The following is a 14,072-nucleotide window of genomic DNA, read 5'->3' on the forward strand; positions in this document are numbered from 1 at the left end:
CGGAATACGTAGATAATGGACGAATTCGGGAGAAAACCAATCATTCTAGTACTAAAAAACGGAATATGAATTGCTGAAGTTAGTGAGTTGTAAACAGTTAATAGACAGTCTCTAGAATGTCCGTTAGGGAGTCTAAAATATCCGACCAGTGATTTTAGGGAAGAGAAACAGCTACAGCAAAACGGATCATGACGCTGCCTTTATGCGAATGAAAGAAGACCACATGCCAAACGGTCAACTAAAGCCAGGCTATACTGTCCAGATCGGCACTGGGATCAATTCACCTATTTTGTTGCTGTGGGTGTTCCAAAGTTTTCTTTTGGGACACCCTCACTTCTAATGAGTTTATAAGCCCATGATTTTATCATTGAGAAATCGGACATGTATTCCTGCGAGAAAAGTATCCAGCATTTCCTTGAAGCTCTTCTCCCGATCTACAGGAAGGCCAAACCCACCTCAATGCTCTAGAGAAGCAAAGCCATGCAGAAGCAGGTAGGAACGATCTTCTGTTCTCCTTTCACAAACCACGTGCGGGAGAGCGCTTGATAATCCCGAATCATGGACTCATCGATGAACAGAATACTCACACGCAATATCACCAATTCATCCGGATTCAACGCGCAAAGCACTTGATCCAGTTTACGGACGATTCCATTGACGCCATCGCCGAGAAAATGGGCTACCCAAACATCCACGCGTTCAGCCGGGCGTTCAAAACGGTGGACGGGATTCCCCCTTCTTTTTACAGGAACTGATTTATGAAAGCGCTATACAAAATCCCATTTTCCAAAAACTCTCCTATATCTTTCGGCGCTCCGCTTCCCGAATAATGAAGGAAAGCGCCGCAGGCCGCTTAATTAACCAGCAAAGGAGAATGACTGAATGACGTTATCCTTCAAAACCATCCGCGAGGCATTGGCGTTGCCTAAAAGCCGTTTCTTTGGCGTCGTCTACGAGAACGGACGGTATGCTGCTAACGACGAGGCGAGTTTCTTCGGGCGCAAGCTGCCCGACCCTGAACTGACCTTCGACATCTCCAATAACAAAACACTCGTCAACGTGAACATGAATGGATCGGTCAAATATGTTACCGTTTATAACGGCCAATATGCCAGCGACAACATTCCCGGCGTCTGGATGTGCAAAGACTTCCGCAAAACGGGGCCGTACGCTTTTGGGTTGAAGCTTGGCGAGCAGAGGATTGACCTGGGTCAGGACGATCATCCCTACACTACCTCCCTGCTGGATAATTTATTCCCTATGACCGAGTTCCAGTTTGGGGACGTTCAAGCAACGTTGCTCGTCTATGCTCCGGTCTCCGCCGATGGTGCGGTGCGCCTGCGGGGAACGGTATACGGTCTGCATCTCGAGAACCGGTCCGGGCAAGAGATCCATGGCAAGGTGCGGCTTCCGCGCCCGGATACCGAGGCGGATCGATTATTCTCCGGGCCCGACGTCTGCATTTATCCCGTGGAAAGAGAAGATTGGTATGCAGCAAGCGGAGCGGTTTCCTTCCGCCTGGCTCCGGGGCAAGACGCCTGGATACCGGTAGTCATCTGTCCGCCTGGGGATGAGACGCCTCGGCTCGTCAATGAAAAGGGCACGCTCTATTGGCTTAACGAAACATGGGCTTATTACCGCAGCCTGCTCGGGAGGCTTGAAATGAAAAATGATCCGTTCGCGGCGGAATTCTATGAACGGGCGATGCTGCAGTCCCTAGGTTCCATCGCCATGGATCGCCAAGGCGCTGTCGTCGGGTCGAACTGGGGGACGTATCCGACGACGGAGTTCACCTGGAATAAAGACATGTACTATTCCCTTCTCCCCTTCCACACAGCCGAACCGGAGCTGTTCAAGCAAGGCATGTTATGGTTTCTGGAGCACGGGGTGCGGCCGGCCGGCAATCGCTACCCGGGCGGGATTTCCCATTCGCTCAGCAACTCCCTGTCTTCCGTCGTGATGGCCGGATTGTACTACCGAAGCACAGGGGATAAGCGGTTTTTTCTTGAGCGGCCGGATATCGATCTAAGCATCCGCAAGCTGCTTGAGGAAACGCTGCGGACGCGGAGGCCTGACAGGCCATGGATTTTCCCCTCGGATTGGTTGTCCGACGCGTATTCGCTCGGCGATTACCACACGGGCTCCAACGTCGTGGCATGGGCCGCTATCCACCATTACGCCCGCATCGTCCGCGAGGTGTTCGGGGATACGGAGACCGCCGAACGTTATCGGACCATCGCCGCAAGCATTAAGGAGGATTTGCAGCGGCACAATATTGTGGAGGGCCCGTTCGGCCTCCAATATACGGAAGGAACAAGCGCCGGTGGCGATTCGCTCAAGGACGATGCAAGCAAGTACAAGGGGACATACGACGATTTCGGCATGCAGTTCATCGGCCGGCTGACGAAAGACGGCGCGGTCGATTTACTCCACCATGACGGAGAGGAATCCGATACGATTCTCATGCCGTTGTATGGATACACCGCTTATGACGATCCGGCTTACCGGCACTATATGCAGTTCTCGCTTAGCCCCGCGAATCCGACCTATAATCCGGAATCCAGAGGCATTCAATGGGGGGACCATGCCGCCTGCACGTTCCCCGGCTATATGAGCGGCATGGGCATGCTGACGGATTTCGCTTCCATGTCCGGGACGGATGGCTATTTGACGGAAATCCGTAAGCTGACCGACGCCGACGGCTCGCTTTGGTGGTGGCCTTACCTTAACGCCGCGCGGTACGGCGATGTAGTCCGGCACCACAATTGCGGCAAATGTGGCTGGGCGTCAGGGGTTTTTGCCGGCCTGTTTGCCGCGCGGATCCTAGGAATCGCCTATGATGCTCCCGCACGCCGGCTGTCCTTCCGCCCATTGCGCGCCGCCGGTTCCTTCGCCTGGGAAGATGTCCGGCTTGGCAGCGGCGTGTTCAACCTTTCTTTCCGCCAAGAAGGGAACGTCGCCGAAGCGGTTGCGGCCAATTTCGGAGCCAAAGCGGTGACCGTACTGGTGGAGCTTCCTTGCGAACAAGCGGCCAGCGCCCGTACGTTCGTCAACGGCAAGTCCCCCGGCGGGCGCGTGGACAACGGTTATTACAACGGCTGTACCACCGTTATTTTTCAAGAAACCCTGCTGCCCGGAGAATGTAAATCCTTTATCGTTACTTTCTACTCTCCCAGCGAATAGAGGCGAGGAGGGGGGCGGAAGCTAAACCCTTTCTTTGCGGAGGTCCGGCGGCAATCAAAAAACAGAGGCAAGCCGGAATTTCCCGAGCGTGCCTCTGTTTTTTACTCCATGCGCGGACTTCTAACGCTTGAAGCAGACGTTATTAGCCCCCGCCGTTCCGCTAGAACGTCCGGTAGAAACATCTTGCGCTGTCCTTCTCCGGTATCGGCAGGCGCTGGGAGACGGGCAGCATCTGCGGGAACGCCTTGTGCGGCTCGCGCTGATACCAGTAGGCGACCGACGAGTAGTCGTTCGATTGGGCGTTCCCATGCCCGTGCTCGATGCTGAAGCGCAGCGACTTGCGGAAAATGATCGGGTCGACGATATGGAAGCGGTATTGCGTCATTTTGCCGGAATAGTCATTAAACGAAATCGTGTTGCTCTCTTTCCACGCATCGCCGTTTTCCCGGATCGGCGCATACAGCGACAAGCCATGGTACGGAGCATCATATTTTCCGGCGGGATAGCCCCAGGCGGCGCAGAAATAATCCTCTGTCCCCGTCCCGTGCAAGCGAGGCGGCCACGGTTCTCCGTCGATGAAGAACATGTCGTCCCCTTCCCCCGGCCAGCTGAAGCCCGGCATCGGGTTCAGATGGTCGATGCTCAGGTTGCAGCCCACGTAGTGGCCTTCCCCAACCGCATCAAGCAGGACGTAATTGTCGTCTCCGGTCAGATTTTTCAGCTCATATACTTTCTGGTCGGAATAATTAGCCTTGTCCTGCTGATCGTGCTCCGCTTTCAGTGCGGACAGGTCCACCAATCCCTTGGTCGGATTCTCCCGGCGCCAGGATGCGTGAAAGTAGAAGCTGTCGTCCGGCACCGCTTTTTCCACATAATCCACGTAAAAGTACAAGACCATTTCGTCCTCGCACTCATTGACGACTTCGATCCGGGCTCCCTTGCGGAACGGCATTTCAAAAAAGCAGTTCATCGCCGCTTTGTCTTCAATCACGCCCTGGGTTGTGATCATATTAAGCGGCGCAGACACATAGTGGCTGGCCACGCCGTGCCCGACGCCGAAGAAGTCGCCGACCGGCGAGTCCACGCTTGGTTCCCGTTCGTCATCCCAAAACATGCGGATCAATACTTTGCGGAACGCGTATTTATTCTTCGCCGCGAGGGTCATCCAAATATGCTGAATCACGCCCGAACCGGCGATTTCCGCAATCGCCGCCGTTTGCCCGGCCCCAATCACGATAAAGTCCCGGTTGCCGCCCGTTTGATCCCAGCTCGATTGCCGGCGGGATGTTCCTTCTTTACGCAAATATAACTCGTTCATACTTCATATTCTCCTCCCTCGCATTCCAAATCAAGCTTTAATCCCCGTTAACGTAATGCCTTCGATGAAATAACGCTGCCCGATGAAAAAGACGATAATCGCCGGAAGCAGCACCACGGTGGCCGCCGCCATCATCAGATGCCATTCGGCCGAGTACATGCCTTTGAACTGCTGCAATCCAAGGGCAAGCGTATATTTGGTTTCGTCGTTCAAATAAACGAGCGGACCGAGAAAATCGTTCCACGCGGCCAAAAAGGAAAACAAACCGACGACGATCAGCGCGGGTTTGGTGAGCGGCAGGATGATCGAACGGAATATCCGCAAATGACCGGCTCCGTCCACGTATGCCGCTTCATCCAGATCCCGGGGGATGCTGAGATAGAACTGGCGCAGCAGAAAGATGTTGAACGCGCCGCCGCCAAACCAAGCCGGAGCGATCAACGGGATGAAGGAATTGGTTAATCCCACTTTGCTCCAACCGATAAACGTCGGGATCAGCGTAACCGCGTACGGCAGCATCATGCTGGACAGCAGCAGGCCGAATACAAGTTCCCGGCCCCGCCATCTCATTCGAGCAAAGCTGTAAGCGCTGATCGAGCTGGTCACAATAACCCCCAGCACCGAAAAGACGACGATGATCACCGTGTTCACGAAATACCGGCCAAAAGGCAGGATGGTCAGCGCCTCGCTGTAATTGGAAAATTGAACGGGGTTGGGAATCCACACGGGCGGCAGCTCGAAAATTTGGCCCATATTCATCAAGGAACTGCGTATGAGCCATACCAGCGGCAGCAGGCTGAAGATCCCCCCGGCCGCCAGCACCAGATAGATCAGCCCTTTTTCAAACCAAGCCTTGGCTCTCATCGCGCGCCATCCCCCTCATAATAAACCCATTTATTCGATGTCCTGAACACGACATACGTCAACACCATAATAATCACGAACAGCACCCAGGCAATCGCGCTGGCGCTCCCCATCCGCGAGAACTGGAAGGCTTCTCTGTACAAATAGAACACATAAAACAAGCTGGCGTTATTGGGGCCGCCGTTCGTCATGACATAAGCCTGCGAGAACACCTGAAAGCCGTTGATGATGCCCATAATCAGGTTGAAGAAGATCGTCGGCGTCATCATCGGAATCGTAATATGCCGCAGCTTGGCCAGCCTCGACCCGCCGTCCATTTCAATCGCTTCGTACAGCGACCGGGGAATATCCTGTAAGCCCGCCAGGAAAATAATCATCGTTCCGCCCGTCGTCCACAAATTCATTAATGCCAGAGAAGGAACGACCGATTTCTCGCCGAAAATCCATTGGCTGCCCGGCAGGCCCAGCGAGCGCAGCAGCTCGTTGGCCAGGCCGAGATCGGGATTGAGCAGCCACAGCCAAATGAACGAAATGGCGATGATCGGCACGATCGAAGGCAGATAAAAAATCGTACGGAAGATCGACTTTCCTTTGACGTTCTGATTCAGGAGAATCGCCAGCAGAAAGGAGTAAATGATGCCGGTCGGCACGCTAAGGATAACGAAGTAAAACGTAACGGCCAGCGACTTGTAAAAATACGGATCCTCGCCACTGAACATCCGTCTGTAATTGTCGAGACCGGTAAAGGTCGGCGAATTCGATCCGGTGTAATCGGTAAAGCTCATGTACAGGCTGTATATCATCGGGCCGAGCGTAAAGATCAGCAAGCCCAGAATCGCAGGCATGGCAAACAGCCAGCCGTAAAAGTCTCTTCGATTGGTATGGCGCTTGTTCCGCAACCGATTCCCGCTCCGGGCAGAGATGGTGTCCACAAGCAAGTCCCCCTCCGTCGAAACGCCCTGGCGAAGGCCGCCGCTGGCAATGGGTATGCGGCGGCGACTGCTCCGCACAGCGCTTCGTTATTTCAAATAAGTGCCCTGCACCAGCGGCTTCACTATCGTCTCCACTTCTTTCATGGCCTGCTCGGCCGTTTTCTCGCCGAGCCACACCTGATCCAGAGCCGCGGCGACCGCAGCATCAATTTCGACGAAGTTTTTGACGTTGTTTTCCGGTGACGGCTCGGCATGTTCATAGGTGGAGCGCATCACGGCATCCTGGAAGCCGGCCGGTCTTCCGGGCAACTCCTCATTCGCCCACTCATCGATCAATTCCGGATCCTCGTACCATTTATTGAGCTGCGGCATCCACAAACCTTGGTGCAAATCGAGCACGTTTTGCGGATCGGTGAGGAATTTGGAGAATTCCCAAGCTTCCTTCGGGTGCTTCGAGCTTTTGAAAATAATCAGGGAACCGCCAAGGAAGAACGTTTTGTAGTCCTTGATTACCGGCAGCACGCCTACGCCCCAGTTGATGTTGGTTTTGCTCAAATCGAGGTGATTCCAGCTGCCGTCGATGATCATCGCCACTTTTTTGGACTGCAAGGCGGTCGCCGGAGCGGGAATGCTGCTGGCCTGAACCGGCGATGGTGCGACGTGGTGCACGTTAATCAAATCGGCTATTCTTTGCAGCGCTTCGGTCGCTTCCGGTTTGGACAACCCGAATTCCTGGCCGTTCTCCGTCAAGTAATCCCCGCCATTGGAGAGAACCATCGGCATATAAGACGACCAGCCGAGGCTAAATTTAACGCCGTATTGCTTGATGTTCTTCGGATCGAAGCCCGGATCGTCCGGATGCTTGCCGTTCCGGTCGAGTGTCAGCTGTTTGGCTGCGTCCACGAACTCCTCCCAGGTCCACGCCTCTTCCGCCTTGGTAGGCGGCAGCTCCACTCCCGCTTCCTTGAACATATCCGCGTTGTACATCAGGGAAGGGACGACGGACGCCTGATACGGTCCGGCGCTTTGGTCCTTGTCCCAGTTCCACCAGGCATACTCCAGGTAATCCTCTTTCTTGATGCTCGGGTCCTCTTTCATTAAATCGAAGAAGTTGTGGATCAGTCCTTCCTCGCCCATTTTCAATTTCCAGGCGGCCGAATAGCTGATGTCCGGCGCCTCGTTGCCGGCGATCATGGCATTGAGCTTCTGCAGAAAATCCGTGCCCGGAATGTGCATGGGGTTGATGGTGATGTTCGGGTTCTTCTGCTCAAAGGCTTGGATGGCCGATTCGACCGCTTTCTTTTCCTCCGGGCTGCCCCAGAAAGTAAATTTTAACGTTACCTTTTCTTCGCGATTCGCCCCCGCGTTATCTCCTCCGTTCTGGTCAGCGTTCGATTGCGAGCTTCCGCCTCCCGTTCCGCAAGCGGTTACAAATAACGCCAGGATCATTAGGAGAATAAACGTTACCTTCCGTTTTCCCGTTCTGTTTGTCATGGAATGCTCCCCCCGATTTTCAGTGTAAGCGCTGCAGCCGCTTGCTCTCATTGTAAAAGCGCCGCCCGTGAAAGCCTATGGGACGTTTTTTCGTTTCCTGTACGATTTTTCGCTCAATTCAAGATTCGACGTCGATTCCGCTCCCTGAAACTGCTTCGTCATGGGAAGACGACTTTTTGGACATCCTCTTTAAGGCTTTCCATATGGGATCACCAGCTTGACCCGCGTGCCGAGCTCCGGAACGGACTCAATGTCGATGCCGTATCGTTCGCCGTAAAGCAGCTTGATCCGTTTGTCGACGTTATGGATCCCGATGTGGGAGGAGTTCTCGGCCAGCGCCTCCTTCAAGCGTTCCGGCTCGATCCCGCCTCCGTTGTCCTCCACGCAGAACTCGATATCGTCACCCAGCCTGCGTCCGTAGATCGTAATAAGGCCGCCGCTTTCCATATCCCGGAAGCCATGAATGATCGCATTCTCCACCAGCGGTTGCAGGAACAGCTTCGGTACGCTGGCTTCCATCAGTTCCGGCTCGATGTTGAAATCAACCCGAAAGCGATGCTCGAACCGGTTGGACATGATGACGATATAATCCTTCAGCCACCCGATATCCTCGGACAGCGGCATCGAATCCTTGCGGTTGTCCGTCGTATAATGCAGCATGCGGGACAAGCTGACCAACATTCGGCTGACCTGCTCCTTCTCGCCGTAAACGGCCATCCAATTGATGATATTCAGCGTGTTGTACAAAAAATGGGGGTTAAGCTGGATGTTCAGCGCCAGAATTTCCGTTTCGCGCTCCCGGAGTTTGGCCACATAGTTCTCGTCGATCAACTGCTTCACTTTCTCGTTCATGCTGTTGAACTTCATCAGCACATGCCCCAGCTCGTCCTTTCCCTCCACCTTGATCTTAGCGTTGAAGTCCCCGCCGCCGACCCGTTTGATGGCGAGCAGCAGCTTGCGGACCGGCGAGGTAATCCGCATGGAAATCAGGTAGGCGAACAGCAGCGAAAGCAGCAGCAGCGATGCGCCAAGAGTCAGGATAAAGAAGGTGATCGTCTGCGCGATATCTTGGGTTAACGCGCCGGGGGGAATGAGTACAACCGACGTCCAGCCCGTGATGGCGGATGTCGCGTAGCATGCGAGCATCCGTTTTCCGTCCACCGTCACGTAAGAAGATCCGCTGCCGCGATTTTGCACTTCGCCCAGCCAAGGCAAGCTTGGTTGATCTCCGACGAGTTCCGCGTTCACATGGGAAATAATCGTGCCGTCCGTGCCGGTCACCAAAAAAACCGCACCCTCGATTTGAACGCTGTTCCGGAAAATATCGGCATAGACATGATCCCGGAAATTCATCACCAGAATCGGCTTCTCCGTCCCTTCCCCGGCCCGCACGATGGTGTCGCCCCGCACGCAGGAAGGATTCATTTGCCGCACGGCGGAAAATAAATACCGGTATTCGATATCGGCGCCGGCCAAATCCGGCAATTGATGCATCAAGCTGTAATTATACGTCGGCACCCAGGCCAAACGCCCCTTCTGTTCGGCGGCTTGCCGATATAGCCCGGACTCGTAAAAATGGTCCGGCGGATACGTATTGCGCGCTTTGCTTCCGTATACGAAGGCGCGGGTTACAAGCTCCACCGAATACAAATCCCGGGATTGCGAGAAATAACGGTTCAAGATCTCCGTAACCCGCTTATTTGTCGTGAGCAGTTCGCTTTGGGCAGGCGCGGGGCCGCTAAAAATTTGGAACAGGTCGCATTCGACCATCAGGGAAAGGCTGTCGTCCTGAATGATTTTCAACCGCTCGTCGATAATTTGATTGTTTTTGTGCACGATTTCCGTCACGTTGTCCCGGGCCAGCCTAAGCATGATATTTTTGCTGGCATAGAAAGCACCTGTCCCTAAGGTCGCGAGGGGAAGCGTTATCAAAACGATGTAGGATAAAACCAGCTTATTTTTCAGTCTCATGGGCGTCACCTACAACAGGTCCTTCTTACGGAATTCCTCCGGTGACAGGCCGGTTTCCCGCTTGAAGATCCGGGTGAAATACCCCGCGTCCCTGAAGCCCACGCTTAGGGCAACCTCGGAAATTTTTCGGGTCCCGTCCTTCAGCATTTCCTTGGCTTTATCCATTCGGAGCCGCAGCAAATATTCGGTAAACGTCATCGAAGTATGCGCCCTGAAAAAGCTGCTGAAGTAGGCGGCGCTGAAAAAGAACCGTTTGGCGACATGCTCCAGCGACAGGTCTTCCATGTAATGCTCCGCGAGATATGCTTTGCACATCGCAATGATCCGCTCATTTTTGTTGTTTTTCCGGCTCTCGATGCTATCGATGATCCGATGCAAATAATAGCCGGCTTTCTCCTTGACTTCCTCAAGCGCCCGGCAAGCGGGAATCTGAAATTCCATCTCGGAAATGAAATTGCCGGCTTCCTCGCTCCGTATGGACGCTTCGCTGGCTTTGACCAGGTTCACCAGCACGTACAGAATACTGTGCTTCAAGTGAGCGGGAGAAGGGTAGTCGCCATCCAACAGCTGCCGGATCAACAAGTTCAAGGCCTCCAGCGCCATCTCCCGGTCCCGGTTCGCCACGGCGGCCGCGATTCCGGTATCGGCGGGAATCAACTCCAGCGACGGCTTGGACGGATTGTAAGCGATTTCGTAATTGACGATCAGTTTCCCGCCGCCGCAGTAAAACGCGTAGTCCAGCGCATGCAAAGCTTGCTTGAAGGAACGGGGCGCTTCGCGATATAGATCAGCGACGCCGTCACCCACGCCGATGGATAGAGTAAGCCCGAATTCCTGGCGAATCTGTTCGATGAATCGGGTTAACTGCTCGGCCTCTCTCTTCATCAGCCATTCCAGGGAATGCGCGGGTGCAATGACGGAGACAAGCATAGGCTCGTCACCGTCAAGGTAAAAGGATAGAGCCGGACCGATCGGTTCGGTCACTTGGCTCATCCAACCCTTGAGGCTGGTCTTCACTTCCGCGAATTCCTCGCCCCGATACTTCTCATCGATCTCGGGTCTGGAAAACTTGGCAACGAGGACGAACCCGGCCTGTCCCTGCGGCACCCGCCGTTCGATTTCCCGAAGCTGGTCTTCATTCGCGGCCGAACGCAGCCAAAGGCTAAACAGATGCTGCTCATAGACGGGGATGGCCGAACTGAGCTTCTCCTTGAGCTGCACCCGGTCTTGAACGCTTAGCTGTTCTTTTTCGATCGCAGCGTCTAGCTTGTCCAGCATTTCCGCGATATCTTTGGATTCCAGCGGTTTGAGCAAGTAATCGAACGCGCCGAGCTTAAGCGCCTGCCTGGCGTAATCGAAGTGCCCGTACACGCTGAGGATGACGATTTTCATCGATTCGCCGCGCGCTCGTAAGTGCTCTATCAACGCAAGGCCGTCCATATGGGGCATGCGAATATCCGTAAAAAGAATATCAATCCGGTTATCCAGGGCAATGCGCAAGGCTTCCCCTCCGTCCCTGGCCATAAACAACCGATAATCCGGCCGATAGGTCTTGATCATCTCCGCGATGCCGCGGCGGTGGCGCGGCTCATCGTCCGCTACCAGCACGTGATACATCATATCCCTCCCCTTTCGCAGTCAAGATAGAAACTCGGCATGAAGAAAAAACAACGGTGTTAGAAACGTTATTTAGCAGCCTCGATTCCGAGCGCAAGGGCACCGCATAATCCGGCGTTATCGCCCAGGCCCGGGGGTACGATGTAATTGTCCATTTCGTCAAGAATGTCCGGAGCCACCACATAGCCGTTTAAGTTCCGGGCCACTAGCTTGCGGACTAACGGGAACAACTGCTTCTGATGCATGACCCCGCCGCCGAGAATCACTTTTTTCGGCGACAGCAGCAGGATGACTCCCGAAAGGGCTTGAGCCAGATAGAAAGCTTCCATCTCCCATGCTTGATGATCATCCGGCAATTCGCTCCCTTTTACTCCCCAGCGCTTTTCGATTGCGGGTCCGCTGGCCATCCCCTCCAGGCAGTCCCCATGAAAAGGACAAACCCCTTTGAAAGGGTCCTCCGGGTGCCGACGAGTCAAGACATGCCCCCCTTCCGGATGGACCAGACCGTGCACCAATTTACCTTCCGCATACACCCCAACGCCGACACCCGTCCCGATCGTATAGTAAACGCAGCTATCCAGTCCCTGGGCCGCGCCCCACTTCGCCTCGCCGAAAACCGCCGCGTTCACGTCGGTATCGAAACCGACCGGCACCGGAAAGAAGCGCTTCATATACCCGACGAAGTCAAACCCTGCCCATCCCGGCTTCGGCGTCGTGGTCACCCGCCCGTAGGCGGGACTGGAACGATCCAGATCGATCGGGCCAAAGGACCCGATACCGATCGCCTCAACGCCCTTGTCCCGAAAAAACGTAACCGCTTGCTCCAACGTGGTCTCCGGCGCTTCCGTCGGAAAGCTGATCCGTTCGAGAATTTCCCCCTGTTCATTTCCGACCCCGCATATAAATTTCGTGCCTCCTGCTTCAATCGCACCGATTCGCATAAATTAATTCCTCCTCAAAGTTTTCTGAGCGTTACTTCCTGAATGATCTTCGACAAAACTCGCTTCGGAAGCATACGCTTTAACTGAAAGTGCTTCCACATTATTTTACTATGTTGAAAAACGTTTTACCATAATAACTTTTGCATATAATGAATTCTAACAATGTAACTCATTGATACTTGAAATGTAACCGTTGACAATAAAATAAATTATGCTATTATGTGTTTGTAAAACGTTTTACTAAATGGAGATGACAAGATGAAAAAAGTATTTTACAAACCGAAAGACGGATGGGTTGGAGACGTCATTCCGTTCTATGACCGTGGAGAGTATAAGCTCTACTATCTCCATGATCAAAGAGCAGGAGGCGATTACGGAAATCATACGACGTGGAACCTGATCACCACCAAAAACGGCCTGGATTTTGAAAATTACGGGGTCGCGCTGCCAAACGGCGGCGAAACCGAGCCGGACCGCAACGCTTATACCGGTTCCGTGATCAAGGACCAAGACGGCTTGTACCACCTTTTTTATACCGGGCACAATCCCAACGCCGAGTTCAGCGTAGACGGCAAGCCCTTGCAGGTTGTATTGAAGGCCGCCGGCACCGACGGAATTCATTGGACGAAGGATGCCGATTTCAAGCTGTATGGCGACGGGGTGATCTACGAGCAGTTCGATTGGCGCGATCCGTTCGTGTTTTTCAACGACGAACGGCAAGAGTACTGGATGCTCGTGACCTCCAGGTTAATGAACTCCTCCGAGAAGAGAGGCGGTTGCATCGCCCTCCTCGCTTCGGATGATCTCGTGAACTGGAGTTATCGCGAACCGTTCTACGATCCGGACAAGTATATCACGATGGAATGTCCGGATTATTTTCAAATGGGAGACTGGCATTACCTGGTCTACTCGACGTTCAGCGAGAAGTTCGTCACGCATTATAAGAAGAGCAAGAGCAGCAAGGGTCAGTACACTTCCCCGATTCCGGACACCTTTGACGGCAGAGGATTTTACGCGGCGAAAACGGCTTCGGACGGGCGGCAAAGGTACGCGTTCGGCTGGGTCCCTTCCAAGCAAGGGTCAAGTGACTACGGCGATTGGGAATGGGCCGGAACCCTGGTCGTGCATGAAATTTACCAAAATGATGGCGGAGATCTGCTTGTCAGGATGCCCCAAGCCATCTATGAGCATTTTAATACCGAGACCGACCTCCTTCCTCAAGCGGAAAGCAACTGCCGCCAGGACGGCCGCCGCTTCGAACTGGCTTCTCCCGATGGACTGGCTTACCGGGTCTTGAATGATCTTCCTGCCCAGGTTCTGATCGAAGCCGCGTTTACGGACTGGAGTGAGGTCAAGGATTTCGGCATCGCGCTGCGCACTGACAAGGCGCTCGACACCGGCTATTTCATCAAATTCGATCCGTTCCACAACCGGATTGCTTTCGATATGTGGCCCAGAACCGAGCCCGGCTTCTTCCAATGGCAAATCGCCGGCGACAGACCGCAAATGATCGAATTGGAGCGTCCGTTCCGCTTTGCGGAGCATGAACAAATCCACGTCAAGCTGATTTTAGAGGACGATATTTTATGCCTTTACGTTAACGATATGGTCGCGATGACCACGCGGATCTATAACTTCCAAACCGGCTACCTTGGTTTTTATGCCAATGAAGGTACCGTTAAAGTTCAAAACATCAAGATCAAGACGGCGGAAATACGTTAATCTATTGCGAATTTAAAAGTCTCTCCATGA

10 protein-coding genes and 1 pseudogene are annotated in these 14,072 nt (G+C 53.8%); 3 read left to right on the top strand and 8 right to left on the bottom strand.

Annotation, left to right across the window (positions count from 1 at the left end; genetic code table 11):
* Positions 1 to 345: 345 nt before the first annotated feature.
* Positions 346 to 489, bottom strand: a pseudogene (locus KI362_RS23455) (TetR-like C-terminal domain-containing protein); the annotation flags it as partial.
* A gap of 140 nt (positions 490 to 629) precedes the next feature.
* Between KI362_RS23455 and KI362_RS23460 the strand changes: the two are divergent.
* Both KI362_RS23460 and KI362_RS23465 read left to right on the top strand, forming a co-directional pair.
* Complete coding sequence (locus KI362_RS23460) at positions 630 to 755, top strand: helix-turn-helix domain-containing protein (RefSeq protein ID WP_233500850.1); 126 nt, start codon at positions 630 to 632, stop codon at positions 753 to 755.
* A gap of 127 nt (positions 756 to 882) precedes the next feature.
* On the top strand, positions 883 to 3,183 hold the full coding sequence (locus KI362_RS23465; RefSeq protein ID WP_301630742.1) for a hypothetical protein: 2,301 nt from the start codon (positions 883 to 885) through the stop codon (positions 3,181 to 3,183).
* 160 nt (positions 3,184 to 3,343) lie between these two features.
* On the opposite strand, the gene KI362_RS23470 is transcribed toward KI362_RS23465, so the two are convergent.
* The 7 genes from KI362_RS23470 to KI362_RS23500 all read right to left on the bottom strand — a co-directional run bounded on the left by KI362_RS23470 (position 3,344) and on the right by KI362_RS23500 (position 12,320).
* Complete coding sequence (locus KI362_RS23470; protein WP_301630743.1) at positions 3,344 to 4,501, bottom strand: glycoside hydrolase family 172 protein; 1,158 nt, start codon at positions 4,499 to 4,501, stop codon at positions 3,344 to 3,346.
* A 30-nt stretch (positions 4,502 to 4,531) separates the two neighbouring features.
* Positions 4,532 to 5,365 (bottom strand): carbohydrate ABC transporter permease, encoded by an 834-nt coding sequence (locus KI362_RS23475; RefSeq protein ID WP_301630744.1) that lies wholly within the window; start codon positions 5,363 to 5,365, stop codon positions 4,532 to 4,534.
* Complete coding sequence (locus KI362_RS23480; RefSeq protein WP_044482479.1) at positions 5,362 to 6,210, bottom strand: carbohydrate ABC transporter permease; 849 nt, start codon at positions 6,208 to 6,210, stop codon at positions 5,362 to 5,364. The genes KI362_RS23475 and KI362_RS23480 overlap by 4 nt, the downstream gene beginning before the upstream one ends.
* Positions 6,211 to 6,384: 174 nt before the next feature.
* Positions 6,385 to 7,791 (bottom strand): ABC transporter substrate-binding protein, encoded by a 1,407-nt coding sequence (locus KI362_RS23485; RefSeq protein WP_301630745.1) that lies wholly within the window; start codon positions 7,789 to 7,791, stop codon positions 6,385 to 6,387.
* 189 nt (positions 7,792 to 7,980) lie between these two features.
* The gene (locus tag KI362_RS23490) at positions 7,981 to 9,762 is read right to left on the bottom strand and encodes a sensor histidine kinase (protein ID WP_301630746.1); all 1,782 of its coding nucleotides are present in this window, start codon (positions 9,760 to 9,762) and stop codon (positions 7,981 to 7,983) included.
* Between the two features lie 9 nt (positions 9,763 to 9,771).
* Positions 9,772 to 11,379: a response regulator transcription factor gene (locus KI362_RS23495; protein WP_301630747.1), complete on the bottom strand. Its 1,608-nt coding sequence runs from the start codon at positions 11,377 to 11,379 to the stop codon at positions 9,772 to 9,774.
* 68 nt (positions 11,380 to 11,447) lie between these two features.
* Positions 11,448 to 12,320 carry an ROK family protein gene (locus KI362_RS23500; protein WP_301630748.1) on the bottom strand — a complete coding sequence of 291 codons (873 nt, stop codon included), beginning with the start codon at positions 12,318 to 12,320 and terminating at the stop codon, positions 11,448 to 11,450.
* 258 nt (positions 12,321 to 12,578) lie between these two features.
* On the opposite strand from KI362_RS23500, the gene KI362_RS23505 reads away from it, so the two are divergent.
* The gene (locus tag KI362_RS23505; RefSeq protein WP_301630749.1) at positions 12,579 to 14,042 is read left to right on the top strand and encodes a glycoside hydrolase family 32 protein; all 1,464 of its coding nucleotides are present in this window, start codon (positions 12,579 to 12,581) and stop codon (positions 14,040 to 14,042) included.
* Positions 14,043 to 14,072: the final 30 nt, after the last annotated feature.

Source organism: Paenibacillus apis (assembly GCF_018333295.1).
Taxonomy (GTDB): domain Bacteria; phylum Bacillota; class Bacilli; order Paenibacillales; family Paenibacillaceae; genus Fontibacillus; species Fontibacillus antibioticophila.